The 25489-nt window shown below is 38.7% G+C and carries 40 protein-coding genes and 1 tRNA gene; all 41 read left to right on the top strand.

Going from position 1 to position 25489, the window contains the following annotated elements:
- Positions 1 to 3: 3 nt before the first annotated feature.
- The 41 genes from acrC to HMPREF1495_RS06720 all read left to right on the top strand — a co-directional run bounded on the left by acrC (position 4) and on the right by HMPREF1495_RS06720 (position 25469).
- Positions 4 to 1146, top strand: a complete 1143-nt coding sequence (gene acrC, locus HMPREF1495_RS06920; protein ID WP_034213143.1) for an acryloyl-CoA reductase — start codon at positions 4 to 6, stop codon at positions 1144 to 1146.
- 8 nt (positions 1147 to 1154) lie between these two features.
- Positions 1155 to 1967, top strand: coding sequence for an electron transfer flavoprotein subunit beta/FixA family protein (locus HMPREF1495_RS06915; RefSeq protein ID WP_034213140.1), 813 nt, complete (start codon positions 1155 to 1157; stop codon positions 1965 to 1967).
- On the top strand, positions 1967 to 3004 hold the full coding sequence (locus HMPREF1495_RS06910; protein WP_034213138.1) for an electron transfer flavoprotein subunit alpha/FixB family protein: 1038 nt from the start codon (positions 1967 to 1969) through the stop codon (positions 3002 to 3004). The genes HMPREF1495_RS06915 and HMPREF1495_RS06910 overlap by 1 nt, the downstream gene beginning before the upstream one ends.
- Before the next feature lie 85 nt (positions 3005 to 3089).
- Positions 3090 to 4421 carry an MATE family efflux transporter gene (locus HMPREF1495_RS06905; protein ID WP_034213136.1) on the top strand — a complete coding sequence of 444 codons (1332 nt, stop codon included), beginning with the start codon at positions 3090 to 3092 and terminating at the stop codon, positions 4419 to 4421.
- A gap of 99 nt (positions 4422 to 4520) precedes the next feature.
- On the top strand, positions 4521 to 5279 hold the full coding sequence (locus HMPREF1495_RS06900; protein ID WP_034213133.1) for a class I SAM-dependent methyltransferase: 759 nt from the start codon (positions 4521 to 4523) through the stop codon (positions 5277 to 5279).
- Positions 5280 to 5336: 57 nt separating this feature from the next.
- A tRNA-Leu gene (locus HMPREF1495_RS06895) sits at positions 5337 to 5419 on the top strand.
- A gap of 141 nt (positions 5420 to 5560) precedes the next feature.
- Positions 5561 to 6736, top strand: a complete 1176-nt coding sequence (locus tag HMPREF1495_RS06890; RefSeq protein ID WP_034213130.1) for an NAD(P)-dependent malic enzyme — start codon at positions 5561 to 5563, stop codon at positions 6734 to 6736.
- 9 nt (positions 6737 to 6745) lie between these two features.
- Positions 6746 to 7294: a folate family ECF transporter S component gene (locus tag HMPREF1495_RS06885; RefSeq protein ID WP_034213128.1), complete on the top strand. Its 549-nt coding sequence runs from the start codon at positions 6746 to 6748 to the stop codon at positions 7292 to 7294.
- A 323-nt stretch (positions 7295 to 7617) separates the two neighbouring features.
- A complete protein-coding gene (rpsJ, locus tag HMPREF1495_RS06880; RefSeq protein ID WP_007593367.1) occupies positions 7618 to 7935 on the top strand; it encodes a 30S ribosomal protein S10 in 318 nt (105 codons plus the stop codon).
- 76 nt (positions 7936 to 8011) lie between these two features.
- Entirely contained in the window at positions 8012 to 8689 is a 678-nt protein-coding gene (rplC, locus tag HMPREF1495_RS06875) for a 50S ribosomal protein L3 (RefSeq protein WP_034213126.1), read from the top strand.
- A 22-nt stretch (positions 8690 to 8711) separates the two neighbouring features.
- Positions 8712 to 9332, top strand: coding sequence for a 50S ribosomal protein L4 (gene rplD, locus HMPREF1495_RS06870; protein ID WP_007593364.1), 621 nt, complete (start codon positions 8712 to 8714; stop codon positions 9330 to 9332).
- Positions 9332 to 9631: a 50S ribosomal protein L23 gene (gene rplW, locus HMPREF1495_RS06865; protein ID WP_007593360.1), complete on the top strand. Its 300-nt coding sequence runs from the start codon at positions 9332 to 9334 to the stop codon at positions 9629 to 9631. The genes rplD and rplW overlap by 1 nt, the downstream gene beginning before the upstream one ends.
- Positions 9632 to 9722: 91 nt before the next feature.
- Entirely contained in the window at positions 9723 to 10571 is an 849-nt protein-coding gene (rplB, locus tag HMPREF1495_RS06860; protein WP_007593357.1) for a 50S ribosomal protein L2, read from the top strand.
- Between the two features lie 14 nt (positions 10572 to 10585).
- Positions 10586 to 10864, top strand: coding sequence for a 30S ribosomal protein S19 (gene rpsS / locus HMPREF1495_RS06855; protein ID WP_007593355.1), 279 nt, complete (start codon positions 10586 to 10588; stop codon positions 10862 to 10864).
- 26 nt (positions 10865 to 10890) lie between these two features.
- Positions 10891 to 11277 carry a 50S ribosomal protein L22 gene (rplV, locus tag HMPREF1495_RS06850; RefSeq protein ID WP_007593354.1) on the top strand — a complete coding sequence of 129 codons (387 nt, stop codon included), beginning with the start codon at positions 10891 to 10893 and terminating at the stop codon, positions 11275 to 11277.
- 14 nt (positions 11278 to 11291) lie between these two features.
- Positions 11292 to 11948 carry a 30S ribosomal protein S3 gene (gene rpsC, locus HMPREF1495_RS06845; protein ID WP_007593353.1) on the top strand — a complete coding sequence of 219 codons (657 nt, stop codon included), beginning with the start codon at positions 11292 to 11294 and terminating at the stop codon, positions 11946 to 11948.
- A 1-nt stretch (position 11949) separates the two neighbouring features.
- On the top strand, positions 11950 to 12387 hold the full coding sequence (rplP, locus tag HMPREF1495_RS06840) for a 50S ribosomal protein L16 (protein WP_007593351.1): 438 nt from the start codon (positions 11950 to 11952) through the stop codon (positions 12385 to 12387).
- A complete protein-coding gene (rpmC, locus tag HMPREF1495_RS06835; protein WP_007593349.1) occupies positions 12377 to 12583 on the top strand; it encodes a 50S ribosomal protein L29 in 207 nt (68 codons plus the stop codon). Before rplP ends, rpmC begins: the two co-directional genes overlap by 11 nt.
- 18 nt (positions 12584 to 12601) lie before the next feature.
- Positions 12602 to 12856, top strand: coding sequence for a 30S ribosomal protein S17 (gene rpsQ, locus HMPREF1495_RS06830; RefSeq protein ID WP_007593341.1), 255 nt, complete (start codon positions 12602 to 12604; stop codon positions 12854 to 12856).
- 24 nt (positions 12857 to 12880) lie between these two features.
- On the top strand, positions 12881 to 13249 hold the full coding sequence (rplN, locus tag HMPREF1495_RS06825) for a 50S ribosomal protein L14 (protein ID WP_007593340.1): 369 nt from the start codon (positions 12881 to 12883) through the stop codon (positions 13247 to 13249).
- A gap of 11 nt (positions 13250 to 13260) precedes the next feature.
- Positions 13261 to 13566, top strand: a complete 306-nt coding sequence (gene rplX / locus HMPREF1495_RS06820) for a 50S ribosomal protein L24 (protein ID WP_007593339.1) — start codon at positions 13261 to 13263, stop codon at positions 13564 to 13566.
- A gap of 17 nt (positions 13567 to 13583) precedes the next feature.
- Complete coding sequence (gene rplE / locus HMPREF1495_RS06815) at positions 13584 to 14123, top strand: 50S ribosomal protein L5 (protein WP_007593338.1); 540 nt, start codon at positions 13584 to 13586, stop codon at positions 14121 to 14123.
- 17 nt (positions 14124 to 14140) lie between these two features.
- Entirely contained in the window at positions 14141 to 14326 is a 186-nt protein-coding gene (locus HMPREF1495_RS06810) for a type Z 30S ribosomal protein S14 (RefSeq protein WP_007593336.1), read from the top strand.
- Positions 14327 to 14519: 193 nt separating this feature from the next.
- A complete protein-coding gene (gene rpsH, locus HMPREF1495_RS06805) occupies positions 14520 to 14921 on the top strand; it encodes a 30S ribosomal protein S8 (protein ID WP_007593334.1) in 402 nt (133 codons plus the stop codon).
- Positions 14922 to 15284: 363 nt separating this feature from the next.
- On the top strand, positions 15285 to 15827 hold the full coding sequence (gene rplF, locus HMPREF1495_RS06800; RefSeq protein ID WP_007593332.1) for a 50S ribosomal protein L6: 543 nt from the start codon (positions 15285 to 15287) through the stop codon (positions 15825 to 15827).
- A 15-nt stretch (positions 15828 to 15842) separates the two neighbouring features.
- Positions 15843 to 16211 carry a 50S ribosomal protein L18 gene (rplR, locus tag HMPREF1495_RS06795; protein ID WP_007593329.1) on the top strand — a complete coding sequence of 123 codons (369 nt, stop codon included), beginning with the start codon at positions 15843 to 15845 and terminating at the stop codon, positions 16209 to 16211.
- A gap of 17 nt (positions 16212 to 16228) precedes the next feature.
- Positions 16229 to 16738 carry a 30S ribosomal protein S5 gene (gene rpsE, locus HMPREF1495_RS06790; protein ID WP_007593327.1) on the top strand — a complete coding sequence of 170 codons (510 nt, stop codon included), beginning with the start codon at positions 16229 to 16231 and terminating at the stop codon, positions 16736 to 16738.
- A 12-nt stretch (positions 16739 to 16750) separates the two neighbouring features.
- Positions 16751 to 16930: a 50S ribosomal protein L30 gene (gene rpmD / locus HMPREF1495_RS06785; protein ID WP_007593325.1), complete on the top strand. Its 180-nt coding sequence runs from the start codon at positions 16751 to 16753 to the stop codon at positions 16928 to 16930.
- Positions 16931 to 16946: 16 nt separating this feature from the next.
- Positions 16947 to 17387: a 50S ribosomal protein L15 gene (gene rplO, locus HMPREF1495_RS06780; protein WP_007593323.1), complete on the top strand. Its 441-nt coding sequence runs from the start codon at positions 16947 to 16949 to the stop codon at positions 17385 to 17387.
- A complete protein-coding gene (gene secY / locus HMPREF1495_RS06775; protein WP_007593321.1) occupies positions 17387 to 18703 on the top strand; it encodes a preprotein translocase subunit SecY in 1317 nt (438 codons plus the stop codon). Before rplO ends, secY begins: the two co-directional genes overlap by 1 nt.
- Before the next feature lie 76 nt (positions 18704 to 18779).
- The gene (locus tag HMPREF1495_RS06770; RefSeq protein ID WP_034213121.1) at positions 18780 to 19421 is read left to right on the top strand and encodes an adenylate kinase; all 642 of its coding nucleotides are present in this window, start codon (positions 18780 to 18782) and stop codon (positions 19419 to 19421) included.
- A gap of 15 nt (positions 19422 to 19436) precedes the next feature.
- Complete coding sequence (gene map / locus HMPREF1495_RS06765) at positions 19437 to 20195, top strand: type I methionyl aminopeptidase (protein WP_034213119.1); 759 nt, start codon at positions 19437 to 19439, stop codon at positions 20193 to 20195.
- Positions 20192 to 20467, top strand: coding sequence for a KOW domain-containing RNA-binding protein (locus HMPREF1495_RS06760; protein WP_007593318.1), 276 nt, complete (start codon positions 20192 to 20194; stop codon positions 20465 to 20467). Before map ends, HMPREF1495_RS06760 begins: the two co-directional genes overlap by 4 nt.
- Positions 20446 to 20664 (top strand): translation initiation factor IF-1, encoded by a 219-nt coding sequence (gene infA, locus HMPREF1495_RS06755; RefSeq protein WP_007593317.1) that lies wholly within the window; start codon positions 20446 to 20448, stop codon positions 20662 to 20664. Before HMPREF1495_RS06760 ends, infA begins: the two co-directional genes overlap by 22 nt.
- Before the next feature lie 79 nt (positions 20665 to 20743).
- Positions 20744 to 20857: a 50S ribosomal protein L36 gene (rpmJ, locus tag HMPREF1495_RS06750; RefSeq protein ID WP_003497809.1), complete on the top strand. Its 114-nt coding sequence runs from the start codon at positions 20744 to 20746 to the stop codon at positions 20855 to 20857.
- 30 nt (positions 20858 to 20887) lie between these two features.
- Positions 20888 to 21256: a 30S ribosomal protein S13 gene (gene rpsM / locus HMPREF1495_RS06745; protein ID WP_007593315.1), complete on the top strand. Its 369-nt coding sequence runs from the start codon at positions 20888 to 20890 to the stop codon at positions 21254 to 21256.
- Positions 21257 to 21352: 96 nt separating this feature from the next.
- Positions 21353 to 21751: a 30S ribosomal protein S11 gene (gene rpsK, locus HMPREF1495_RS06740; RefSeq protein WP_007593313.1), complete on the top strand. Its 399-nt coding sequence runs from the start codon at positions 21353 to 21355 to the stop codon at positions 21749 to 21751.
- A gap of 15 nt (positions 21752 to 21766) precedes the next feature.
- Positions 21767 to 22360: a 30S ribosomal protein S4 gene (gene rpsD / locus HMPREF1495_RS06735; protein WP_007593312.1), complete on the top strand. Its 594-nt coding sequence runs from the start codon at positions 21767 to 21769 to the stop codon at positions 22358 to 22360.
- Between the two features lie 135 nt (positions 22361 to 22495).
- Positions 22496 to 23449 (top strand): DNA-directed RNA polymerase subunit alpha, encoded by a 954-nt coding sequence (locus HMPREF1495_RS06730; RefSeq protein ID WP_007593307.1) that lies wholly within the window; start codon positions 22496 to 22498, stop codon positions 23447 to 23449.
- A 69-nt stretch (positions 23450 to 23518) separates the two neighbouring features.
- Complete coding sequence (locus HMPREF1495_RS06725; RefSeq protein ID WP_009663030.1) at positions 23519 to 24055, top strand: bL17 family ribosomal protein; 537 nt, start codon at positions 23519 to 23521, stop codon at positions 24053 to 24055.
- Between the two features lie 124 nt (positions 24056 to 24179).
- Positions 24180 to 25469, top strand: a complete 1290-nt coding sequence (locus HMPREF1495_RS06720) for an MATE family efflux transporter (protein ID WP_034213114.1) — start codon at positions 24180 to 24182, stop codon at positions 25467 to 25469.
- Positions 25470 to 25489: the final 20 nt, after the last annotated feature.

Here is a 25489-nt window from a genome sequence, read left to right as displayed (position 1 = left end):
GAAATGGATTTTAATTTTTCCAAAGCACAGTTGATGCTGAGAAAAACTGTAGCCGACTTCAGTGAAAATGTGGTAAAACCAAGAGCTGAAGAAATAGATAGAAGCGGGAAATTTCCAAAAGATTTATTTTTGGAGATGACCAAGATGGGATTAACCGGTATAGGAACTGAAGAAAAATATGGAGGAAGCGGAGGCAGCGATATCGAAAAGGTAATTGCTGTGGAAGAAATAGCGAAATACTGCGGTTCTACTGCAGCTACACTTTCAATACATACTATATTTGCTTCAGTAATCGGAAAATTCGGTACTGAAGAACAAAAGCAAAAATATTTGCCGGTAGTATGTTCAGGAGGCGAGTTGGGGGCATTTGCCCTCACCGAGCCAAATGCCGGATCTGATGCAGGAAGTGCAAGGACAACCGCTATATTTGATGAGAGTACACAAGAGTATGTTTTAAACGGTACAAAATGCTTTATAACAGGTGGAGGATTGGCAAAGTATGTATTGGTATTTGCTCTTACATCACCTGAATTAAAGACCAAGGGACTTAGTTGTATACTCGTGGAGCGTGGAACTCCGGGATTTTCAATAGGTAAGATAGAAGATAAGATGGGACTTCACGGATCTGAGACAGCGGAGCTTATATTTGATAATTGCAGGGTACCTAAGGATAATCTTGTAGGACCGCTCGGTAAGGGATTTAAAATTGCAATGACTGCACTTGACGGTGCAAGAATAGGAATTGCGGCACAGGCTGTTGGAATTGCGGCAGGTGCATTGGATGAAAGCGTAAAGTACACAAAAGAAAGAGTACAATTTGGCAGACCTATTTCCTCATTGCAGGGATTACAATGGTATATTGCGGAGATGGCTACAAAGGTTGAGTGTGCAAGATGGATGACATATAGAGCGGCAAGCCTTAAAGTAAGCGGTATGCCGTATACAAAAGAGGCTGCTATTGCAAAGTTTAATGCATCAAAGGTAGCTGTCGAAGTAACAGATAAGGCGTTACAGATACATGGAGGATATGGATATATGAGAGACTATCCATTAGAGAGAATGTATCGAGATGCAAAAATAACAGAAATATATGAAGGTACTTCAGAGATTCACAAGGTTGTTATAGCCAGAGAAGTGCTGAAATAGGGGGTAATATGAAGATCATTGTATGTATAAAGCAGGTGCCAAATACAAGTGAAGTCAAGATCAACCCTGAAACAAAAACACTTATCAGAGACGGAGTGGAAAGTATAATAAATCCTGATGATAAGAATGCACTTGAGGCGGCATTAAAAATAAAGGATGAAAAGGGTGCTAAGGTCGTTGTAGTAAGTATGGGACCTATGCAGGCAAAGGAAGCACTACTTGAGGCTCTTGCTATGGGCGCTGACAGCGCTTATCTTATAAGTGACAGAAAATTCGGTGGATCCGATACTTGGGCTACAGCAACTATTTTGGCGGCTGCTATAGAAAAAATAGGTGACTATGATTTGATTATATGTGGCAGACAGGCTATAGACGGTGATACTGCTCAGGTTGGACCGGAGATAGCAGAGTTTCTTAATATACCACAGGTTACATATGCAAAGGAGTTGGAACTAAAAGACGGTGCGGTAACAGTTAAGAGATATTGTGAATCAAAGGACTATGAATTTGAAGTTAAACTTCCTGCTCTTATTACAGCTATTAAGGAACTTAACACTGTGAGATATCCAAGTGTAAAGGGAATCTTCAAGGCTTATGAGAGCGATGAGGAGTTGGTAGAGGTGTTGACATTTGATGATTTAAATGTAGATGAAACACAGATAGGTATTAAGGGTTCACCTACAAATGTACACCGCTCGTTTGTACCTGTTAAAGAAAAACATAGTGAGTTTATAGAAGGAAATACAGCTATGGAAAAGGCTAAACTTCTTTTAACAAAACTATACGAAAATAAATTGATACAGTCCGGAGGTGCCAAGTAGTGGAAAGAGCAAAGGTAAATCAAGACATTAATCTTAATGACTATAAAGATGTATGGGTACTTGCGGAATTTGTAAACGGTAAGATATTACCTATAACATTGGAACTTATGGGTGAGGGTAGAAAACTTGCAAATGAGCTTGGAAAGCAACTTGCAGTTATTGTACCCGGATACAACATCGAAGAGGCCGCAAAGGAGCTTATGGAGTATGATGTTGATACGGTATACTATGTAGAACATGAGCTTTTAAAAGACTTTTCAACATTGGGTTTTGTTGAAGTATTATCAAAAGAAGTAAAGAAAAGAAAACCTGAAGTGCTCTTAGTAGGGGCAACTTCAATCGGCAGGGACATAGGACCGAGACTTGCTGCAAGACTTGGAACAGGACTTACTGCAGATTGTACCGGACTCGAGGTGGATGCAGAAGATAAGAAGCTTCTTATGACAAGACCGGCTTTTGGCGGAAATATTATGGCGACTATTATATGTCCTAAAAACAGACCTCAAATGGCTACAGTCAGACCCGGGGTAATGGCAAGAGCCAAGAAAACAGGCAAGTCGGGTGCAATTTTTGAAAAAATTATTCCTGAACTTAAAGAAGAGGATATAAGAACAAAACTGTTAGGAACAGTTGAGCATGACAAAGAAAGGGTAAATCTGACAGATGCCAAGATTATAGTATCCGGAGGAAGAGGTATCAAAAATAAAGAGGGCTTTGCTTTGATTGAAAGTCTGGCTAAAGCTTTGGGCGGTGAAGTCGGTTCATCACGTGCCTGTGTGGATGCAGGGTGGATAGATTCTTCTCATCAAGTCGGACAAACGGGAACTACAGTAAGACCCGATCTTTATATTGCTTGCGGTATATCGGGAGCTATACAGCATTTGGCAGGAATGAGTGAGTCAAAGTATATTGTTGCAATAAACACAGATAAAAATGCACCTATATTTGATATTTGTGATTATGGCATTGTAGGTGATTTAAAAGAAATCATACCGGCTCTTGTTTCAAGTATAGAATCGGGAGAGTTTACATTATAGTCGATTGTCGGTAATTTTGAATATGGGGTGGCTGATGCTGCCCCTGATTTTGTTTATTTAAAGTTTGAAAAATTAAGGAGGAGATATGGAAGAAGCACGTGTGAAAAATAAAATGGAGGTGGAACCGATAAAATCTCTAATTTTAAAGATGTCCATACCGCCTCTTATTTCTATGTGCATGCAATACTCTTACAATCTTTTGGATTGTATATTTGTATCATCTGTCAGCGAGAAATCATTAAGCGCTGTGTCAATAATTTTCCCTATTACTACACTTTATATTGCTATAGCTATTTGGATTGGAGTAGGAGTAAGTGTGCTTGTAGCAAAGTATTTGGGTGAAAAAGAGGAGGAAAAAGCAAATACTATAGTGGCAAACGGTATTGTAGTATCATTTGTAGTTAGTAGCCTGGTAACTTTCATAACAATGAATACTATGAAGGGATTTATACTTTCGTTTACAAGTGATCCGGAAACTGTTGATTTGGCAATGGCATATATGGATATATGTGTATTTATGGCAATTCCATGTGCAGTACATATTTGTATACAAAAAGTATTACAGGGGACAGGAAATATGCTGGCTCCCATGTGCTTCCAGATAGCAGGTGTTTTAACAAACTTGATATTTGATCCGATACTCATCTTCGGATATTTCGGATTTAAACCTATGGGAGTAAGAGGTGCAGCTATTGCGACAGTTATGGGATATACGGTGTCTACAATACTTGCATTTTTGGTGCTTATATTCCAAAAACAAAAGGTCGAGCTTGGTTTAAAATACTTTAGAATACAATTAAAACATGTAAGAGATATATTTGTGGTGGGATTTCCGTCTTTTATTATGAATGTGCTTGGAGCCGCTATGGTATATAATACCAATCTTTTCTTAAAACAATACTCCGAGCTTGCTATAGCCTTTTTCGGAGCATACTTTAAGATACAGCAGATGGTTATAATGACATTGAACGGACTTATACAGGGATGTATACCTGTAATGAGTTATAATTACGGAGCGGCGAGAGAAGACAGGTTGAAGGAGAGCTTAAGGATAGGAACAATTGTGGCAATAATACTTACATCAATAAGTATAGTACTGCTCTGGGTATTTACAAAAAACATATTGATGACTTTCAATACTCCTGATGAAGTTCTTGAATTTGGAATTTTCGGTATCAGAGTAATGAGTTTAAGCTATGTATTTGTTGGAATTACTACAATGATTGCATCATATATGCAGTCCACAAAGAATGTAGGTAAAAGTATATTAATAAATCTTTGCAGACAGCTTGTGGTATTGGTTCCGGTAATGTTTATCGGATCAAAGACTTTCGGTTTGAAAGGAATATGGAGCGCGTTTTTGGTAACTGAGTTGATTTGTGTTGTATTAAGCTTTGTACTATATAAAAATACATAAATATGATTAATTTCCTGTATATTTAGAAAACAATATGTTATAATTTGGTTAGTGAAACCTAACTAAATTAGCTATAGTTTTATATATAGGAGGATTATTATGGCGGAAAAAGGACATGAATTCCTGGCAAGAATTGGTAAGACAAGGCTTAGACCGGGAGGAATAGAGGCAACTAACTGGCTGCTTGAAAAGGCTGATATTAAGGAGGACTCAAAAGTTCTTGAGGTTGCCTGCAATATGGGGACTACTTTAGTTCATATAGCAAAAAAATATGGATGTGATATTGTGGGGGTGGATCTTGATGAGAAGGCAATTGAAAAGGCTGATAAGAAAATAAAAGATAATGGATTGGAGAACAAAGTAAAAGCCATATATGGAAATGCATTTGATCTGCCTTTTGAAGATGAGAGCTTTGATGTGGTAATTAATGAAGCGATGCTTACAATGCTTTTGGGAGATCAAAAGGAAAAAGCTTTAAGAGAGTATTATAGGGTATTAAAACCGGGTGGAATAGTAGTAACTCAGGATGTGGTTTTAATTACAGATAATAATGAAAGGGCGAAGGAGCTTCGAATAGGACTTAGCAGAGCTATAAATGTAAATGTTGAACCTCTTTTGAGCGATGGTTGGGAATCCTGCTTTGAAAGGGTCGGATTTAAAGTGGAAAGTAAAACAGGCCCTATGACACTTATGAGTATTCCGGGAATGATGAAAGATGAGGGAATATTTGAAGCATTAAGTATTATAAAAACAGGATTACAGGAATTTAATAAGGAATATTTTCAGAGAATGCGCTCTTTTATGATGGATAATAAAAGGGAACTTGGGTATATTTGTTTTGTAGGAAGAAAAGAGTAAACAATAAAAAATTACTTGCAAATATTGCGCTCATATGCTAATATTGTCAAGTAATGAGCCGGTGTGGCGGAATGGCAGACGCGACAGACTCAAAATCTGTTATTCGAAAGGGTGTGCGAGTTCGAGTCTCGCCACCGGCATTAAACTGTATGAGGAATTCATGCAGTTTTTTAATGCAAAAATATTTTACATTAAAAATCTTTCTATAAAATGGAAAAGTAAGTCTTTTTATGCTAGAATACATCAAAGAATTTTTATAAGACTTTTATAAAGGTGGTAATATGGATTATAGTAAAGAAGCTTTAAAATTACATGAGGAAAACGGCGGTAAGGTTGCCGTTGTAAGTAAAATAAAAATAAATAACAGAGATGATTTGAGTACGGCATACACTCCCGGAGTAGCACAACCTTGTAGAGAGATTGCAAAGGATCCTGAAAATGTGTGGAAGTATACTGCAAAGAAAAATCTTGTGGCGGTAGTTTCAGACGGAACGGCTGTGCTCGGACTTGGAGATATAGGCCCGAAGGCTGCAATACCTGTAATGGAGGGTAAGGCTATACTTTTTAAAGAGTTCGGCGATGTAGATGCCTTTCCTATATGCGTAGATACAAAGGATACGGAGGAGATAATAAAGACTGTAAAGAATATTGCGCCATGCTTTGGTGGAATAAACTTGGAGGATATTGCATCACCGAAATGCTTTGAAATAGAAGAAAGACTTGAGAAAGAACTTGAGATACCGGTTTTTCATGATGACCAGCACGGTACCGCAATAGTTGTTACAGCGGCACTTATCAATGCTCTCAAGCTTGTAAAAAAAGAAATGTCTGAGATAAAAGTTGTGCTGAACGGACCGGGAAGCGCCGGTACTGCAATTATAAAAATGCTTTTGGAATCAGGTGTGAAGGATATAACGGCTTGTGATGAGTTCGGTATACTGTATAAGACCAGACCTCAGGGTATCAAAGATCATAAGGAGTGGCTGTGTACGGTTACCAATCTTAACGATATGAGAGGAAACTTATCAGATGCTCTTGTAGGTGCGGATGTGTTTATAGGAGTTTCTGTAGCAAATATCCTTACCGAGAATATGATAAAGACAATGGCTGACAAGCCGATAGTCTTTGCTATGGCAAATCCGAACCCTGAGATTTCATATGACGAGGCAATAAAAGCAGGAGTAGCTGTAATGGGAACCGGAAGAAGTGACAGACCGAATCAGATAAACAATGTACTTGCTTTCCCGGGTATATTCAGAGGGGCGCTTAATGCAGGCGCAAGAGATATTAATTATGATATGAAAAAGGCGGCTGCAAAGGCTATTGCGGAGTATATAAAGCCTGAGTATCTTAATGCGGAAAATATTATACCTTCCGCACTTGATAAGTCGGTGGCACAGGCTGTAGCCAAGGCGGTAGAAAAAGCCGCTGTAGATAGCGGTGCTGTCAGAAAGTAGGATACAGTTATGGAAGATATAAAAGAGATATTTTTATTTTCATATAATGAATTGAAAAAGGTAAAGACAATTACGACAGTTGCAATGTTTGTTGCGTTGTCAATTATACTGGGAGCGTTTACGGTTCAGGTGGGTAATTTTCTGAAGATCGGATTTTCTTCATTAACTACAGTCGGAATCGGATATTTATTCGGACCCATAGTCGGGAGTATATTCGGTGCAATTACCGATATTGTAAAATATATGATAAAGCCAACCGGACCTTTCTTTCCGGGATTTACATTTAATGCTGTTATAGCAGGCCTTATATATGGAAGTGTTCTATATAAAAAGCCTGTTTCGATAACAAGGATATTGGTAGCTGAAGTTTTGGTAAGCTTTTTATGTAATATATTGCTTGGTACACTTTGGCTCAATATATTATATGGAAAAGCCTTCCTTGCTATTTTACCTATGAGAGTGGTAAAAAACATGATTTTACTTCCTATAAACAGTTTTATGGCATTTGCCATATTAAAGTTTATGGAGCAGCATAATTTAAGAAAAAACTTCGATTAGAAGTATTAAAATACAACTCACGAAAATACTATAAAAGCTGTGAAATAAAAATAAAAATAATTTTAAAAAAGTGCTTGCAATCGGTTTTTGTTTGTGCTATCCTAGTATGGCTGTGACATTGATAGCTAAGAAGCATAGGTTGCCGTTTACGGGTTTTATGTGGAGCGAAGGTCATGTTGCAAAAACTGGCGACAAGTCACTGTACAAACAGCATCTCATATTGAGTATTTTCGTGGGTTAGTCACTATGACACGCACGGAAGAGTGTACAGTCACCACTTGTCAATTTCTTTTATAAAGATTGAAAAGGAGGCGGCTTTTTTTATGGCAAATCAGGTAATGAGAATCACATTAAAAGCTTATGATCATCAATTAGTTGACAGCTGTGCTGCAAGAATTGTTGATACTGTAAAGAAGACAGGAGCAGCTGTTTCAGGACCTGTTCCACTACCAACAAAGAAGGAAGTGGTTACTATCCTTAGAGCTGTACATAAGTACAAAGACTCTCGTGAGCAGTTCGAGCAGAGAACACACAAGAGACTGATTGATGTCATTGCACCATCACAGAAGACTGTTGATGCACTTTCCAGATTGGAAATGCCAGCAGGTGTGAACATAGACATCAAAATGAAGAGTAGATAATCCGCTAAATAGCGTTAATCCTGCTCTAGGATGAGCACAGAGTGCTCCGCTGTAGAATAAACCAGGAGGTATATTAATGAAGAAGGCAATACTTGCTAGAAAAGTCGGTATGACACAGATTTTCGATGAGAACGGTGTGTTAATACCTGTAACAGTTCTTCTTGCAGGACCATGTGTTGTTACACAGGTTAAGACAGAGGAAAATGACGGATACAATTCAGTTCAGGTTGCATATGGACAGATCCGTACAAAGTTGGTTAATAAGGCTAAGGCAGGTCATCTTGCTAAGGCAGGAGTTGAGAAGACTGTTGTAGAGAATGGTGACAAGAAGAGAGAAGTTTTTGCTGCCGGAAGATTTATCAGAGAGTTCAAGTTTGAGAACGCATCAGAGTATGCTCCAAAGGCTGAAATCAAAGCAGATATCTTCGCAGCAGGAGATAAGGTTGATGCAACTGCTATCTCAAAGGGTAAAGGATTCCAGGGTGCTATTAAGCGTCATGGACAGTCAAGAGGACCTATGAGTCACGGTTCAAAGTTCCACCGTCATCAGGGTTCAAACGGTTCATCTTCAGATCCAAGCCATGTATTTAAGGGCAAAGGAATGCCCGGACATATGGGCGCAAAGAAGGTAACTACACAGAATCTTGAAATCGTAAGAGTTGATGCAGATAAGAACCTTATCCTTGTAAAGGGTTCAATGCCGGGTTCAAAGAAGGCTCTAATAACATTAAAAGAAACTGTTAAGAAGAAATAACTAACAGAAAGGAGGAACACAAATGGCTAATATATCAGTATTTAATATTGAAGGAAAAGAAGTAGGTAGTATAGAATTAAATGATGCTGTGTTCGGAGTTAATGTTAACGAGCATTTAGTTCATATGGCAGTTGTTGCACAGTTGGCAAACAAGCGTCAGGGAACACAAAAGGCAAAGACCCGTTCCGAAGTTAGTGGTGGCGGAAGAAAGCCTTGGAAGCAAAAAGGTACAGGACATGCACGTCAGGGTTCAACAAGATCACCTCAGTGGAAGGGTGGCGGTGTTGTATTTGCACCTACTCCAAGAGATTATACAATCAATTTAAATAAAAAAGAGAAGAGAATTGCTCTTAAGAGTGCTCTTACAAGCAGAGTTCTTGAGAACAAGTTCATCGTTGTTGATGATTTCGCAATGAGCGAGATTAAGACGAAGAAAATGCAGCAGACTTTAAATAACTTAAATGTTAAGAAGGCGCTTGTTGTATGTGCTGAGAATGAGAAGAACACTGTACTTTCTGTTAGAAATATTTACGGTGTTAAGGCTGCTTCACCTAAGACTATCAATGTATATGATATCTTAAAGTACAATACAGTAGTTGCTTCAAAGGACGCTGTTAAGACTATAGAGGAGGTATATGCGTAATGGCAAATATTCAATACTATGACGTAATACTTAAGCCGGTTATTACAGAGAAGAGCATGCTCGGCATGACAGATAAGAAATATACTTTCCTTGTACATCCTGACTCAAACAAGACAATGATTAAAGAAGCGGTTGAGAAGATGTTTGACGGCGTTAAGGTTTCAAAAGTAAATACTATGAACCAGGATGGAAAGACAAGAAGAAGAGGAATGACAACAGGTAAGACTGCAAAAGTTAAGAAGGCTATTGTATGGCTTACAGAGGATAGCAAAGAGATCGAGTTGTTCCAGGGCTTATAAAGCAACAAAAGTTGCTTTCCCGAAATTGATTCGGGATATATTATACGGCATCCTGCCGTGATAAAGTGCGCAGCACAAGAAGGAGAAAAAAATGGGAATAAAGAAATATAGTCCATATACACCGTCAAGAAGAAACATGACAGGTTTGGACTTTAGCGTAATCACAAAGAGTACTCCTGAGAAGTCATTATTGGCACCAATTAAGAAGAACTCAGGAAGAAACAATCAGGGTAAAATAACAGTTAGACATCGCGGTGGCGGTGCAAAGAGAAAATACAGAATCATCGACTTTAAGAGAAACTCTAAAGACGGAGTTCCTGCAAAAGTTGTTGCTATAGAGTATGATCCTAACAGAACAGCTAACATTGCACTTATTGCATATGTAGACGGTGCTAAGGCTTATATACTTGCTCCTGAAGGACTTCAGGTCGGAGCTACAATCGTTAGCGGTTCAGGTGCAGAGGCAAGAGTTGGAAACTGTTTACCACTTGCAGAGATTCCTGTAGGTGCACAGATTCATAATATCGAGCTTTATCCAGGAAAGGGCGGACAGCTTGTTCGTTCAGCAGGAAATGTTGCACAGCTTATGGCTAAAGAAGGTAAGTATGCAACTCTTCGTCTTCCTTCAGGTGAGATGAGAATGGTTCCAATCATTTGTAGAGCTACTATCGGTGTTGTTGGAAACGGTGAGCATTCACTTGTTAAGCTTGGTAAAGCCGGAAGAAAGCGTCACATGGGTATAAGACCTACAGTTCGTGGTTCTGTTATGAACCCTAATGACCATCCACACGGTGGTGGTGAAGGTAAAACCGGAATCGGTCGTCCGGGTCCATCTACTCCTTGGGGCAAGCCGGCTCTTGGTCTTAAGACTAGAAACAAGAAGAAACAGTCTAATAAGTTGATCATCAGAAGAAGAGATGGTAAGGCCGCTACTAAATAAAGGAGGAAAGATAAATGTCACGTTCACTTAAAAAAGGACCATTTGCAGATGCAAGTTTATTAAAGAAAGTTGATGCAATGAATCAGACCGGCGACAAGAGTGTTATTAAAACATGGTCACGCCGTTCAACAATCTTCCCACAGATGGTAGGTCATACTATTGCTGTTCATGATGGAAGAAAGCATGTTCCGGTATATGTTACCGAGGATATGGTAGGACATAAGCTTGGTGAGTTCGTTGCAACAAGAACTTACAAAGGACATAAAGCTGACGATAAGAAAGCTTCAAGATAAGAGAGGGTTGAAAGGAGGTTTTTTAAATGGCAAAAGGACATAGATCCCAGATTAAAAGAGAAAGAAATGCAGTTAAGGACACCAGACCATCAGCTAAGCTCTCATATGCCAGAGTACCTGTTCAGAAAGCATGTTTCGTGCTTGATGCAATCAGAGGAAAGAATGTTGGTGAGGCTTTGGGTATTCTTATGTATAGCCCAAGATATGCGTCAAGTGTTATCAAGAAATTGGTAGAGTCGGCAGTAGCTAATGCTGAGAACAATAATAATTTAGATCCTTCTAAATTATACATTGCAGAGTGTTATGCAAGTGACGGCCCTATAATGAAGAGAATTAAGCCAAGAGCACAGGGTAGAGCTTATCGTATCGAGAAGAGAATGAGCCATATCACAGTGGTCTTAGATGAAAGATAGGAGGAGACGCGAAAATGGGACAGAAAGTTAATCCACATGGACTTAGAGTCGGTGTTATAAAAGACTGGAGCTCCAGATGGTACGCTGATAAGGATTTCGCTGATTGTTTAGTAGAAGACTACAATATCAGAAAGTTCTTAAAGAACAAGCTTTATTCAGCAAGCGTATCAGATATTGAAATCGAGCGTGCTTCAGACAGAGTTAGAATAATACTTCATACTGCAAGACCGGGTGTTGTTATCGGTAAGCAGGGTGCAGAAGTTGAGAAATTAAAGAAGGAAGTATCAAAGTTTACAGATAAAAAAGTATTCATTGATATCAAAGAAATCAAGAGACCTGATAGAGATGCACAGCTTGTAGCTGAGAGCATTGCGTCACAGCTTGAGAACCGTATTTCATTCCGTAGAGCAATGAAGTCAACAATGTCAAGAAGTATGAAGGCAGGAGTACTTGGTATCAAGGCAAGCTGTTCAGGACGTCTTGGCGGTGCCGACATGGCTCGTACAGAGTTCTATTCAGAGGGTACAATTCCTCTTCAGACATTAAGAGCTGATATTCAGTACGGTTTTGCAGAGGCAAACACAACATACGGTAAAGTCGGTGTTAAGGTTTGGATATATACAGGTGAGGTGCTTCCTCAGAGAAAAACACAGGAAGGGAGCGTAAAATAATATGTTAATGCCTAAGAGAGTAAAGCGTAGAAAACAGTTCAGAGGTTCTATGGCAGGTAAGGCCTTAAGAGGCAATAAGATCACTTATGGTGAGTATGGTTTAGTATCCCTTGATCCTTGTTGGATAAAGTCAAACCAGATAGAGGCTGCCAGAGTTGCTATGACTCGTTATATCAAGCGTGGTGGTAAAGTTTGGATAAAGATTTTCCCTGATAAGCCTGTTACAGCAAAACCTGCTGAGACTCGAATGGGTTCAGGTAAGGGATCTACAGAATATTGGGTAGCTGTTGTAAAGCCGGGTCGTGTATTATTTGAGATCGCAGGCGTACCTGAAGAGGTTGCCAGAGAGGCTCTTCGTCTTGCAATGCATAAGCTTCCTTGCAGATGTAAGATAGTTTCAAAGGCTGATTTGGAAGGCGGTGAAGCAAGTGAAAACTAAGAATTATGTAAACGAATTAAAGTCAAAAAGCTTAGAACAGTTAAATGAGGAATTGGTTTCCGCAAAGAAGGAACTTTTCAACCTTAGATTCCAAAATGCAACCAGCCAGTTGGATAACACTTCAAGAATTAAGGAAGTTCGTAGAAACATTGCCAGAATTCAGACAGTTATCACTGAGAATGCAAAATTGGCATAAAGATAAAGGAGATAAACCGTGGAGAGAAATCTTAGAAAAACCCGTATCGGCAAGGTTGTTAGCGATAAGATGGATAAGACAATCACTGTTGCAATCGAAGACCATGTAAAGCATCCACTTTATGGCAAGATTGTAAAGAAGACTGTTAAGTTCAAAGCACATGATGAAAAGAATGAATGTAACATTGGCGATACTGTAAAGATTATGGAGACAAGACCTCTTTCAAAAGATAAGAGATGGAGACTTGTACAGATAATTGAGAAGGCAAAATAATTTAGGTAGGAAGGAGTATCCGGCATGATTCAGCAGGAAACAAGATTGAAGGTAGCCGATAACACCGGAGCAAAGGAATTGCTTACAATTCGTGTTATGGGTGGTTCAACTAGAAGATATGCTCATATCGGCGATATAATCGTCGCTACCGTTAAAGATGCAACACCAGGCGGTGTTGTAAAGAAAGGTGATGTTGTTAAGGCTGTTGTAGTAAGATCAGTCAATAGCACACGCCGTAAAGACGGTTCATACATCAGATTCGATGAAAACGCAGCAGTTATAATCAAGGATGACAAGACTCCAAGAGGTACTCGTATCTTTGGACCGGTTGCAAGAGAACTTCGTGAGAAGCATTTCATGAAGATTGTATCTCTCGCACCTGAAGTATTATAAGGAGGTCTAGCGTGCATAAAATCAAAAGAGACGATATGGTTAAGATCATATCTGGAAAAGATAGAGGCAAGACAGGTAAAGTATTAAAGGTTGATACTAAGAAGAACAGAGTAGTAGTTGAAGGCTGTAATATGATTACAAAGCATACAAAACCAAGTATGGCTAACCAGAACGGTGGAATCGTAAATACAGAGGGAACTATTGATATATCAAATGTAATGTTAGTTGTTGACGGTAAGGCTACAAGAGTCGGTTTTGAAGTAAAAGACGGCAAGAAGGTTCGTGTAGCTAAGAAGACCGGCAAGGCTATCGACTAATTGGAAAGGAGGAAAACATGACAAGATTAAGGGAAACATATGAGAACGAAATCGTTGCAAAGATGATTGAGAAGTTTGGCTATAAGAATCCTATGCAGGTACCAAAGCTTGATAAGATCGTTATCAACATGGCTGTTGGTGAAGCAAAAGATAATGCAAAAGTATTAGATGCTGCAGTTAGAGATCTTGAAATTATCTCCGGACAAAAGGCGGTAGTTACAAAGGCAAAGAAATCAGTTGCTAACTTTAAACTTAGAGAGGGTATGCCTATAGGTTGTAAGGTAACTCTTCGTGGTTCAAAGATGTATGAGTTTGCTGACAGACTTATAAATCTTGCTCTTCCTAGAGTGCGTGACTTTAGAGGTGTAAATCCTAATGCATTTGATGGCAGAGGAAATTATGCTCTTGGAGTTAAGGAACAGCTTATCTTCCCTGAGATAGAGTATGATAAGATTGATAAAGTGCGTGGTATGGATGTTATATTCGTTACTACAGCAAACACAGATGAAGAAGCTAGAGAACTTTTGACATTATTCAATATGCCATTTTTCAAATAATTTAGGAGGAAGATTTCATGGCAAAGACTTCAATGAAGATTAAGCAGGCTAGACCGGCAAAATTCTCTACAAGAGAATACAGCAGATGCAAAATCTGCGGTCGTCCACATGCTTATCTTAAAAAGTATGGTATCTGTAGAATTTGCTTCCGTGAATTGGCTTATAAGGGTCAAATCCCGGGAGTTAAGAAAGCCAGCTGGTAGGCATTGAGCACTTAATGAGCACAAACGAAGTGCTGTGCGAATTTAGTGCGAAAGCCCGTCCCGAGCCTTAGCGAAAACGAGCAAAGCGAAGTTTGAGCTTAGTCGAGTGGACGTATTTATCAAAAGGCTTAATCAAAGCAAAGAAAAGAAGTTATACAAGATACATTTAAAATAAACAGGAGGAAAAAATTCCATGACAATGAGCGATCCAATTGCAGATATGCTTACCAGAATCAGAAATGCAAATACTGCAAAACATGACTCAGTTGATATTCCTTCCTCAAAGATGAAAATAGCAATAGCTAACATACTTGTAGAAGAAGGTTATGTAGAGAAGTACGAACTTGTTGACAATGGTAACTTCAAGGATATCAGGATATTCTTAAAGTATACAGCTAACAAGAGCGAGAGAATAATAAGTGGATTGAAGAGAATTTCAAAGCCGGGCTTACGTATATACGCAAGCAGAGAAGAGCTTCCAAGAGTTCTTGGCGGTCTTGGAACAGCTATTATTTCAACAAATAACGGCGTTATCACAGACAAAGAAGCAAGAAAGCTTAACGTAGGTGGAGAAGTATTAGCTTTCGTTTGGTAGGCATTGAACACTTAACGAACGCGAGCAAAGTGAAGCGTGAGTTTAGTGTGAAAGCCCGTCCCGAGCCTTAGCGAAAACGAGCAAAGCGAGTTTGAGCTTAGTCGAGTGGACGCCGCCCGGCATACATATGTATGCAAATGTGGAGTCGAACCCACCGGCAGATATACGTTTGCCGATGTCGAGTGGACGCCACCCGGCACATTTGTGTATGCAAATGTCGAGTGGACAAAACAAATATAAATTAAGTTTCAACTCTAATAGCAGTAGTCATAAAGAAATATTTCTTTAATGGCTGCCTATTAGATGATATAAACCTGAAAACCTGAGCGAAAAGCTCACGACAAATTTAAGGAGGAAGACGGCATGTCACGAATTGGAAGAATGCCTATCGCAATTCCGGCAGGAGTAACTGTTACAATTGCAGAAAATAATCATGTGACTGTAAAAGGTCCTAAGGGTACACTTGAGAGAGCATTACCTGTAGAAATGACTATTAAGCAGGAAGGTGATGATATTGTAGTAACTAGACCAAATGACTTAAAGAAGAATAAGGCATTACACGGTCTCACAAGAACTCTTATACATAACATGGTAGTAGGTGTAACCGAAGGCTATGAGAAGGTACTTGAGGTAAACGGTGTTGGTTACAGAGCAGCAAAGCAAGGAAACAAGCTTGTACTTTCACTCGGATATTCACATCCTGTAGAGATGGAAGATCCTGAAGGTATCACATCTGTTCTTGACGGACAGAACATCATAAAGATTCAGGGTATTGACAAGGAAAAAGTTGGTCAGTACGCTGCTGAAATAAGAGGCAAGAGAAAGCCTGAGCCATATAAGGGCAAGGGTATCAAATACTCTACTGAAGTTATCAGACGTAAAGTCGGTAAGACCGGTAAGAAATAATAGGAGGGTAAGTAAATGGTTAGCAAAAAATCAAAAAGCGATCTTAGAACTAAGAAGCATTACAGATTACGTAATCGTCTCAGCGGAACAACTGAGAGACCACGTCTTGCTGTATTTAGAAGTAACAACCATATGTACGCTCAGATTATTGACGACACAGTGGGAAATACAGTAGTTAGTGCCTCAACACTTGAGAAGAGTGCAAGAGCGGAGCTTTCAAAGACAAATGATGTAGATGCTGCAGCATTCGTTGGAACTCTTATTGCAAAGAGAGCACTTGAGAAGGGTATAGACAAAGTTGTATTTGATAGAGGCGGATTTATCTATCAAGGTAAGGTTGCTGCATTGGCAGAAGCTGCCCGTGAAGCAGGATTACAATTCTAATAGGAGGAGAAACATACATGAAGAGACAAATCATCGATCCAAGCAAATTGGAGTTAAATGACAGAGTCGTAAATATCAAGCGTGTATCCAAAACCGTAAAGGGTGGACGTACAATGAAGTTTTCTGCTCTTGTTGTTGTAGGTGACGGTAATGGTCATGTCGGTATCGGTCTTGGTAAAGCAGGAGAGGTACCTGAGGCTATCCGTAAAGGTAAAGAAGCTGCAACTAAGTCATTAGTTGAAGTTAGAATAGATGAGAATTTCAGTGTACCACATGATTACACAGGAAAATTCGGAAGTGCAAGTGTTCTTTTAAAGAGAGCACCTGAAGGTACAGGTATCATCGCAGGTGGCCCTGCCCGTGCGGTATTGGAGCTTGCAGGATATAAGAATATTCGTTCAAAGTCTTTAGGTTCAAATAACAAGACAAATGTATGTCTTGCTACACTTGCAGGTTTAGCAGCACTTAAGACTCCTGAGGAGATTGCAAAACTCCGCGGAAAGTCAGTTGAAGAAATATTAGCATAATAGGAGGAAAATATGGCAAAGTTAAAAATTACATTGGTTAAATCCCCTATCGGTGCTATCCCAAAACAGAGAGCAACTGTAGAGGCGCTTGGTTTAAGAAAATTAAACAAGACAGTGGAAATGCCTGATAATGATGCTGTAAGAGGCATGATTTGGCATGTAAGACATCTTGTAAAAGTTGAAGAAGTCTAAAGAAGGAGGTGTAGTTATGGATTTATCTAATTTACAGCCTGCATTAGGCTCAAAGCATAGCGATAATTTCAGACGTGGCCGTGGACATGGTTCAGGTAACGGTAAGACTGCCGGTAAGGGTCACAAGGGTCAGAAAGCTCGTTCAGGTGCTACAAGACCGGGATTCGAAGGTGGACAGATGCCATTATACAGACGTATTCCAAAGAGAGGATTTACAAATCGTAACTCTAAGGATATCGTAGCTGTAAACATTTCTGTTCTTGATCGTCTTGAGGACGGTATAGAAGTTACTCCTGAGACATTAGTAGCTGCAGGAATAATCAAAAAAACTGGAGATGGAGTTAAACTCTTAGGAAACGGTTCATTAACAAAGAAGTTCAATATCAAGTACATTGCTGTTAGTGAAAGCGCAAAAGCTAAGATTGAAGCCGCAGGCGGAACTTGTGAGGTGATCTAATGCTCACAACACTCCGAAATGCATTTAAGGTAAAGGATGTACGAAAGAAGCTTCTGTACACATTTATAATGCTGGTAATTATTCGCTTCGGCAGTAATTTACCGATACCGGGTGTGAATACAACTTATTTTAAAGATTTTTTTGCAAAGCAGACCGGTGACGCATTTGGATTTTTCAATGCAATCACCGGAGGCTCATTTGAAAGTCTGAGTGTGCTTGCACTAAGCATTACTCCATATATTACAAGTTCTATCATAATCCAGCTTTTGACAATTGCAATTCCTGCACTTGAGGAATTACAACAGGATGGTGAAGACGGTAGAAAAAAGATAGTAGAGTACACAAGATACTTAACTGTCGCACTAGCCCTCTTACAGTCTTCAGCCATGGCAATAGGATTCGGTAGACAGGGACTTTTAATTCATTTTGGAATAAAGAGTGTAGTTGTAGCTGTAGTTACAATGACAGCAGGTAGTGCATTTTTGATGTGGATGGGAGAGAGAATTACGGAAAATGGCGTAGGAAACGGTATTTCTGTTGTTCTTCTTCTGAATATTCTTGCTTCATTACCGTCAGACTTTAACAATCTGTATGTCAGATTCTTAAAAGGTCAGACAGTGGCAAGAATGGTGGTTGCCGCAGTTATTATAATAGCTTTTATAGTAGCAATGGTAGTATTCACCATTATCTTACAGGACGCCGAGAGAAGGATTCCTGTACAGTATTCATCCAAAACGCAGGGTAGAAGAAGTGTAGGCGGAACATCATCCAATATTCCGCTTAAAGTAAATACTGCAGGTGTTATTCCTGTTATTTTTGCTTCTTCATTATTCTCTACACCTATAGTTATTGGCCAATTCTTGCAAATTAATAACGGCTCAATAATAGGTGAGATATTAACATATATGAATTCATCAATGTGGTTTAAGCCTGAAGCACCGAAGTATTCAATCGGACTTATAGTTTATATCATTTTGATTATCTTATTTGCTTATTTTTATACATCAATTACTTTTAACCCACTTGAGGTAGCTAACAATATGAAGAAATCAGGCGGATTTATACCGGGTATCAGACCGGGAAAACCTACCAGCGATTACTTCTCAAAGATTTTAAGCTACATTATCATTATAGGTGCAACAGGACTCATAATAGTTTGTATCATACCTATAATAATTTCAGGATTGTTCAATATCAGTAGACTTTCATTTACCGGAACATCCCTGATCATCATTGTTGGTGTAGTCCTTGAGACAATAAAAGCAATTGAATCACAAATGCTTGTAAGAAATTACAGAGGATTCTTATTAGACTAGTCATCTTACGAAAAACCACTGGGGATATTCTTCAGGGGTTTTTCGTGGTTACTAATTAAAATTGGGGAGAAACGCCATGAAAATTATTATGTTAGGTGCACCCGGTGCCGGAAAAGGCACACAGGCAAAGAGAATTGCAAAAAAGTATAATATACCGCATATATCCACAGGCGATATATTCAGAGCAAATATAAAAGAAAAAACCGAGCTTGGAAATAAAGCAAAAGAGTATATGGATAAGGGCGAGTTGGTCCCTGACGATATTACTATCGGAATGCTTTTAGACAGAATACATAAGGATGATTGTAAAGACGGTTTTGTACTTGACGGTTTTCCAAGAACAATACCTCAGGCGAAGTCTTTAACAAAGGCGTTATCGGAGCTTGGTGAAAAAATCGATTATGCTGTAAATATAGACGTTCCGGATGAGTCGATTATCACAAGAATGGGCGGTAGAAGAGCATGTTTAAATTGCGGAGCTACATATCATATAGTATATTCGGCACCGAAAGCGGAAAATGTATGTGATACATGTGGTAACGAGCTTGTAATCAGGGATGACGACAAGCCGGAGACCGTAAAGAAAAGACTTGAGATTTATCATGATCAGACACAGCCTTTGATAGACTACTATGATAATGAGAAAATTTTGACTTCAGTAGACGGAACAAAGGATATGGAAGAAGTATTCTTAGACATTATTGCAGTTTTGGAATAGATTGTGAGGATGAAAATGGCAGTAACAATAAAGTCTGACAGAGAAATACAATTGATGAGAGAGGCCGGAATAGTACTGGCTAAAACTCATGAAGAATTGGAAAAGGCATTACATGCAGGTATGAGTACATATGAAGTGAATAAAATCGGAGATGAGATAATAAGATCATACGGTTGTGTTCCCTCATTTTTGAACTATCACGGTTATCCTGCTTCAATATGTGTGTCTGTAAATGAAGAAGTTGTACATGGTATTCCGTCAAAGAAAAGAATTTTAAAAGACGGAGACGTTGTGAGTCTAGACGCAGGTGTTATCTGGAAGGGATACCATTCAGATGCTGCCAGAACCCATATAATAGGCGAAGGAAGCGAAAAAGCAAAGGAACTTGTAAAGGTCACAAGAGAGTGCTTTTACGAGGGAATAAAATATGCGATTGCGGGAAATCACCTGAATGATATCTGTAAAGCAATAGGAGCATATGCAAAGGATAGAGGATACGGTGTAGTAAGAGATCTTGTGGGACACGGTATAGGTACACATCTTCACGAAGATCCTGAAGTTCCGAACTTTGATATGAAAAGAGGCGGAATAAAACTACAGCCGGGAATGACTCTTGCTATAGAACCTATGATTACAGCGGGAAGAGATGAAGTGGTATGGCTTGATGATGACTGGACGGTTGTTACAGATGACAACTCGCTTGCGGCACATTATGAAAATACTATTTTGATAACAGACGGTGAGCCTGAGATCCTTTCTTTAAGAAAAATATGATAAATACAGGTGATATTGTAATATCGATAATGGGACATGACAGAGGAGAGCATTATCTGGTTATAGACTGTGACAAAGATTTCATCTATGTTGCGGACGGAAGATTAAAGACTCTTGACAAGCCTAAGAAAAAGAACATAAAGCATGTCAGCAGGCTTGGAAAAAGTGATGAATTTATTGATATTAAGAACAGTGGTGATAACTTTAACGATGTTAAGTTAAAATATCTCTTGAAAAAGTGGAGGAATAAATGTCTAAATCAGACGTTATAGAGATTGAAGGAACAGTTGTTGAGAAGTTACCTAATGCTATGTTTCAGGTAGAGCTTGAGAACGGGCATCAGGTATTGGCACATATCAGCGGTAAACTTAGAATGAATTATATAAGAATTTTACCGGGTGATAAAGTTACTATCGAATTATCTCCATATGATTTGACAAAAGGAAGAATCATTTGGCGTGATAAATAAAATAAGACCTTGCATATTATAGTAGTTAATGCTATAATACTATGGCGTCTTTATTAGTAGCGATGAAAGGAGAGTTACAATGAAGGTCAGATCTTCAGTGAAACCGATTTGCGAAAAATGCAAAATAATTAAGAGAAAAGGTTCCATCAGAGTAATTTGTGAGAACCCAAAGCACAAGCAGAGACAAGGTTGATCTGCATAGGAATAAGGAGGAAGTAGGTAAATGGCTCGTATAGCAGGCGTTGATTTACCAAGAGAAAAGCGTATTGAGATTGGTTTGACATATATCTATGGTATAGGTCTTACAAGTTCAAGACGTATCTTGAAAGAGGCTAATGTAAATCCTGATACAAGAGTAAAGGATCTTACAGACGATGAAGTAAAAGAGTTGGCACAGGTTATTTCCGATACTCAGATGGTAGAGGGTGATCTTAGAAGAGAGATCGCTATGAACATCAAGAGATTACAGGAAATAGGATGTTATCGTGGTATTCGTCATAGAAAGAATCTTCCGGTTCGCGGACAGAAGACTAAGACAAATGCAAGAACACGTAAGGGTCCAAGAAAGACAGTAGCAAACAAGAAGAAATAATAGATAATATAATCTATTCATTTTTTCGAAAAGTAATTTTCGCTGTATGTTTTAAAAACAGGAGCGTAGTAAAGTTTAAAAAGGTAGGTTAGTTTAATGGCAAAGAATGCGTCCACCAAGAAGGTGACAAAGAAGCGCGTAAAGAAAAACGTTGAACGCGGACAGGCACATATTCAGTCATCATTTAACAATACAATTGTTACATTAACTGATACCCAGGGTAATGCGATATCATGGGCAAGTGCCGGTGGTCTAGGATTTAGAGGTTCAAAGAAATCTACTCCATATGCGGCATCTATGGCTGCAGAAACTGCTGCTAAAGCAGCTTTAGTACATGGACTTAAGTATGTAGATGTTATGGTAAAGGGACCCGGTTCAGGAAGAGAAGCAGCTATTCGTGCGTTGGCTGCATGTGGAATAGAAGTAACAAGTATTAAGGATGTAACTCCGGTACCACACAATGGATGTCGTCCACCAAAACGCAGAAGAGTCTAATAGGAGGTACTAAAAGTGGCAATTAATAGAGTTCCCGTTCTTAAAAGATGCAGATCACTTGGCCTTGAGCCGGGTTTTCTGGGAATAGATAAAAAGTCTAACAGAGATACAAAAAGAGCAGGCCGTAAGCTTAGTGAGTACGGTTTGCAGCTTAGAGAAAAGCAGAAAGCAAAGTTTATCTACGGTGTATTAGAGAAACCGTTCAGAAACTACTATGCTAAGGCTGAGAGAATGAAGGGTCAGGTTGGTGAGAACCTTATGATTCTCTTGGAGAGAAGACTTGACAATGTTGTTTTCCGTATGGGATTCGGCAGAACAAGAAAAGAGACAAGACAGATTGTTGATCATAAGCACGTTCTTGTAAACGGTAAGTGTGTAAATATTCCATCTTACCTTGTAAAGGCAGGAGATGTTATAGAGATCAAAGAGAAGGCAAAATCATCTGCAAGATATAAGGAAGTTGTAGAGTCAACAGCCGGAAGAATTGTACCGGCTTGGATTGATGCAGATCTTGAAAACTTAAAAGGTACTGTAAAGAGCCTCCCTACAAGAGAAGAAATTGATGTTCCTGTAGACGAACTTCTTATCGTTGAGTTGTACTCTAAGTAATAGGAATCTTAACAGCTGATACTTATTTTTGTATCAGCTGATTTGCTAATAATAGAAATATTTTAGCCTTGAAGTATTAACCAAGTCTCAAATATTTGAGACATAGATATAGTTTATCTAAAAGGAGGGACATTCGTGTTTGATTTTGAAAAACCCAATATAGAGATTGCAGAAATTTCCGAGGATAAGAAGTTCGGCAGATTCATATGTGAACCACTGGAGAGAGGTTATGGAACAACTTTAGGCAATTCCCTAAGAAGAATCATGCTCTCATCCCTCCCTGGATCGGCTGTCAGTCAGGTTAAGATTGACGGCGTGTTGCATGAATTTTCTTCCATACCGGGAGTAAAAGAAGATGTGACAGAGATCATAATGAATGTAAAGAGCCTTGCAATCAAGAATACATCTATTGATGATGAGCCGAAGGTTGCTTATATAGATTTTGACGGTGAAGGAGTTATCACTGCAGAAGATATTCAATGTGATCCAAGTATAGAAATCATTAACAAAGACCAGGTTATTGCAACAGTTTCAGAAGGAAAGTTCTACATGGAACTGACAATAACAAACGGTAGAGGTTATGTAAGTTCAGATAAAAATAAAGGAGAGGATACTCCTATAGGCGTGATAGCAATCGATTCTATCTATACCCCTGTAGAGAGAGTAAATCTTCTTGTAGAGAACACTCGTGTAGGTCAGATGACAGACTTTGATAAGTTAACACTTGATGTTACTACAAACGGTACATTGGCACCTGATGAGGCGGTAAGTTTAGCTGCCAAAGTTTTGAGTGAGCACCTTAATCTGTTTATAGATTTGTCTGATAACGCTAAAACTGTCGATGTAATGGTAGAAAAAGCAGAGGATGACAAGGAAAAAGTTCTGGAGATGAATATAGATGAACTTGAACTGTCAGTTAGATCTTACAACTGTTTAAAGAGAGCAGGAATCAATACAGTTGAAGAATTGTGTTCACGTACTTCAGATGATATGATGAAAGTCAGAAATCTGGGTAGAAAATCATTAGAGGAAGTCCTTCAAAAGCTTGAAGAGCTCGGACTTCACCTTCGTGAGAGCGAAGAATCATAAAAAAGAATAAACAGACATATATAGTAAGTCCAATGTTTGCGTATATATGTTTCCTATGGAGGAGAAAAAATGGCAAAGTATAGAAAACTTTCAAAGACATCAAGTCAGAGAAAAGCATTATTGAGAAACCAGGTTACAGCACTTTTACAGCATGGTAAGATTGTAACTACAGAAGCTAGAGCAAAAGAGATCAGAAAGATTGTTGAGCCGCTTATAGCATTAGCTGTTAAGGAGAAGGATAACTTCGACCTTGTAAAGGTAAATGCAAAGGTTGCAAGAAAAGATGCTGACGGCAAGAGAGTAAAAGAAGTTGTAGACGGTAAGAAAGTTACTGTTTATGATGAGGTAGAGAAGGAAATCAAGAAAGACAGACCTTCAAGACTTCATGCAAGAAGCAAAATCAATGCTGTAGTATATGTTCCAACAGAGTTACCTGCAAAGGCAGCCGGAAAGAAGAAGAATACAAAGTCTGTTGACCTTGCAAAGAAGCTTTTCGATGAGTACGGTCCAAAGTATGCAGATCGTAAGGGTGGATACACAAGAATAGTTAAGATCGGTCTTCGTAAGGGAGATGCGGCTATGGAAGTTTTACTTGAGTTAGTATAATACCATCTTTGATATATAAAAGTAGCAGTCTATGACTGCTATTTTTTATGTAATAAACTTCCCTTTGATTGAGCTTACAGAAAACTTATGATATAATTCGATAACTATGACAGGAGAGTCTTTTATGATTGAAAAAAAACTTAGAGGATATATTCTGCCAAATATCCTTGCTACAACAGGTACATCATGTTATGTATTGGCGGATACTATTTTTATATCAATGGCGGAAGGGGCAAACGGCATAACAGGTTTAAATCTTGTTTTACCGATATTTGCAATAACATTTGCTATAGGAGCCATGATAGGAATAGGCTCCGCAACAAAGTACACATTATTAAAATCACTGGGTGATAAAAACAGCGCGGATAAATATTTTTCAAATTCATTTATTTGTACCTTACTATTTAGTTTACCATTTTTAATTCTGGGTATTTTTGTTCCGGATGTGGTGCTTAGAATTTTCGGTGCAGATGAGGTTATAGTGCATGTAACTCACACATATGCACGTATAATTCTTTGCTTCTCGCCGTTTTTTATGTTGAACTTTACATTTACAGCCTTTGTGAGAAATGACAACTCACCGAGGATTGCTATGGCGGCAACACTTATAAGCGGAATTTTTAATATAATATTTGATTACATACTTATGTTCCCTGTAGGAATGGGGATGGCAGGTGCGGCACTTGCAACAGGAATATCACCTATAGTAAGTATGAGTATCTGTATGGTACATTTTTTGTCAAAAAAGAATAATGTGCGTTTTTGCTTCAATTTGCCTTCAGTAAAAAAATTGATTCTATCATGCAGTCTCGGCCTGGTGGCATTTGTAGGTGAAATTTCAAACGGAATAATAACGATAGTATTTAATTTTATTTTACTCTCACTTGTAGGCAATATAGCGGTTGCGGCATATGGAGTTATAGCAAACTCCGCCTTGGTGGGAGTGGCGATGTTAAACGGTGTCTCACAAGGCTTGCAGCCGGTGGCAAGTGAAACTTACGGTAAAGGTGAGAAAAAGGATTTAAGGAAGATTTACTTATATTCACTTTTTACAGGTATGATTATAGCGGGATTTTTGGTGGCAGTGGTTATGGCATTTGCTCCAAACATTATAGCCGCATTCAACAATGAAAATTCCGATGTACTGGCAAATTATGCTATTCCGGGTATCAGAATTTATTTTATAGGATTTATACCTGCCGCATTCAATATTATTACGGCGGGATTTTACAGTGCTACAGGAAGAGGAAGGGAGTCCTCTCTTATAGCAATATCAAGAGGTATAGTGGCAATAATTGTATTTGCACTTATCTTACCGGGGATTTTCGGAATAACGGGAGTATGGAGCTCATTTTTTGCGGCGGAAATGTTTACCGCAATATTATGTTTAATACTGATGAGAAAAAGTTTTTAAAAAATAAAAAGATTTCAACA

The sequence above is a fragment of the Lachnoanaerobaculum sp. MSX33 genome, from assembly GCF_000512995.1.
In the GTDB taxonomy this organism is placed as follows: Bacteria; Bacillota; Clostridia; order Lachnospirales; family Lachnospiraceae; genus Lachnoanaerobaculum.
This window is presented reverse-complemented; position numbering and strand designations above follow the sequence as displayed.

What these genes read in the sequence shown, in the direction of transcription:
- acrC (WP_034213143.1), top strand. Translation starts at nt 4, where the DNA reads ATGGATTTTAATTTTTCCAAAGCACAGTTGATGCTGAGAAAAACTGTA.
- HMPREF1495_RS06915 (WP_034213140.1), top strand. Translation starts at nt 1,155, where the DNA reads ATGAAGATCATTGTATGTATAAAGCAGGTGCCAAATACAAGTGAAGTC.
- HMPREF1495_RS06905 (WP_034213136.1), top strand. Translation starts at nt 3,090, where the DNA reads ATGGAAGAAGCACGTGTGAAAAATAAAATGGAGGTGGAACCGATAAAA.
- HMPREF1495_RS06900 (WP_034213133.1), top strand. Translation starts at nt 4,521, where the DNA reads ATGGCGGAAAAAGGACATGAATTCCTGGCAAGAATTGGTAAGACAAGG.
- HMPREF1495_RS06890 (WP_034213130.1), top strand. Translation starts at nt 5,561, where the DNA reads ATGGATTATAGTAAAGAAGCTTTAAAATTACATGAGGAAAACGGCGGT.
- HMPREF1495_RS06885 (WP_034213128.1), top strand. Translation starts at nt 6,746, where the DNA reads ATGGAAGATATAAAAGAGATATTTTTATTTTCATATAATGAATTGAAA.
- rpsJ (WP_007593367.1), top strand. Translation starts at nt 7,618, where the DNA reads ATGGCAAATCAGGTAATGAGAATCACATTAAAAGCTTATGATCATCAA.
- rplC (WP_034213126.1), top strand. Translation starts at nt 8,012, where the DNA reads ATGAAGAAGGCAATACTTGCTAGAAAAGTCGGTATGACACAGATTTTC.
- rplD (WP_007593364.1), top strand. Translation starts at nt 8,712, where the DNA reads ATGGCTAATATATCAGTATTTAATATTGAAGGAAAAGAAGTAGGTAGT.
- rplW (WP_007593360.1), top strand. Translation starts at nt 9,332, where the DNA reads ATGGCAAATATTCAATACTATGACGTAATACTTAAGCCGGTTATTACA.
- rplB (WP_007593357.1), top strand. Translation starts at nt 9,723, where the DNA reads ATGGGAATAAAGAAATATAGTCCATATACACCGTCAAGAAGAAACATG.
- rpsS (WP_007593355.1), top strand. Translation starts at nt 10,586, where the DNA reads ATGTCACGTTCACTTAAAAAAGGACCATTTGCAGATGCAAGTTTATTA.
- rplV (WP_007593354.1), top strand. Translation starts at nt 10,891, where the DNA reads ATGGCAAAAGGACATAGATCCCAGATTAAAAGAGAAAGAAATGCAGTT.
- rpsC (WP_007593353.1), top strand. Translation starts at nt 11,292, where the DNA reads ATGGGACAGAAAGTTAATCCACATGGACTTAGAGTCGGTGTTATAAAA.
- rplP (WP_007593351.1), top strand. Translation starts at nt 11,950, where the DNA reads ATGTTAATGCCTAAGAGAGTAAAGCGTAGAAAACAGTTCAGAGGTTCT.
- rplN (WP_007593340.1), top strand. Translation starts at nt 12,881, where the DNA reads ATGATTCAGCAGGAAACAAGATTGAAGGTAGCCGATAACACCGGAGCA.
- rplE (WP_007593338.1), top strand. Translation starts at nt 13,584, where the DNA reads ATGACAAGATTAAGGGAAACATATGAGAACGAAATCGTTGCAAAGATG.
- HMPREF1495_RS06810 (WP_007593336.1), top strand. Translation starts at nt 14,141, where the DNA reads ATGGCAAAGACTTCAATGAAGATTAAGCAGGCTAGACCGGCAAAATTC.
- rpsH (WP_007593334.1), top strand. Translation starts at nt 14,520, where the DNA reads ATGACAATGAGCGATCCAATTGCAGATATGCTTACCAGAATCAGAAAT.
- rplF (WP_007593332.1), top strand. Translation starts at nt 15,285, where the DNA reads ATGTCACGAATTGGAAGAATGCCTATCGCAATTCCGGCAGGAGTAACT.
- rplR (WP_007593329.1), top strand. Translation starts at nt 15,843, where the DNA reads ATGGTTAGCAAAAAATCAAAAAGCGATCTTAGAACTAAGAAGCATTAC.
- rpsE (WP_007593327.1), top strand. Translation starts at nt 16,229, where the DNA reads ATGAAGAGACAAATCATCGATCCAAGCAAATTGGAGTTAAATGACAGA.
- rpmD (WP_007593325.1), top strand. Translation starts at nt 16,751, where the DNA reads ATGGCAAAGTTAAAAATTACATTGGTTAAATCCCCTATCGGTGCTATC.
- rplO (WP_007593323.1), top strand. Translation starts at nt 16,947, where the DNA reads ATGGATTTATCTAATTTACAGCCTGCATTAGGCTCAAAGCATAGCGAT.
- secY (WP_007593321.1), top strand. Translation starts at nt 17,387, where the DNA reads ATGCTCACAACACTCCGAAATGCATTTAAGGTAAAGGATGTACGAAAG.
- HMPREF1495_RS06770 (WP_034213121.1), top strand. Translation starts at nt 18,780, where the DNA reads ATGAAAATTATTATGTTAGGTGCACCCGGTGCCGGAAAAGGCACACAG.
- map (WP_034213119.1), top strand. Translation starts at nt 19,437, where the DNA reads ATGGCAGTAACAATAAAGTCTGACAGAGAAATACAATTGATGAGAGAG.
- HMPREF1495_RS06760 (WP_007593318.1), top strand. Translation starts at nt 20,192, where the DNA reads ATGATAAATACAGGTGATATTGTAATATCGATAATGGGACATGACAGA.
- infA (WP_007593317.1), top strand. Translation starts at nt 20,446, where the DNA reads ATGTCTAAATCAGACGTTATAGAGATTGAAGGAACAGTTGTTGAGAAG.
- rpmJ (WP_003497809.1), top strand. Translation starts at nt 20,744, where the DNA reads ATGAAGGTCAGATCTTCAGTGAAACCGATTTGCGAAAAATGCAAAATA.
- rpsM (WP_007593315.1), top strand. Translation starts at nt 20,888, where the DNA reads ATGGCTCGTATAGCAGGCGTTGATTTACCAAGAGAAAAGCGTATTGAG.
- rpsK (WP_007593313.1), top strand. Translation starts at nt 21,353, where the DNA reads ATGGCAAAGAATGCGTCCACCAAGAAGGTGACAAAGAAGCGCGTAAAG.
- HMPREF1495_RS06725 (WP_009663030.1), top strand. Translation starts at nt 23,519, where the DNA reads ATGGCAAAGTATAGAAAACTTTCAAAGACATCAAGTCAGAGAAAAGCA.
- HMPREF1495_RS06720 (WP_034213114.1), top strand. Translation starts at nt 24,180, where the DNA reads ATGATTGAAAAAAAACTTAGAGGATATATTCTGCCAAATATCCTTGCT.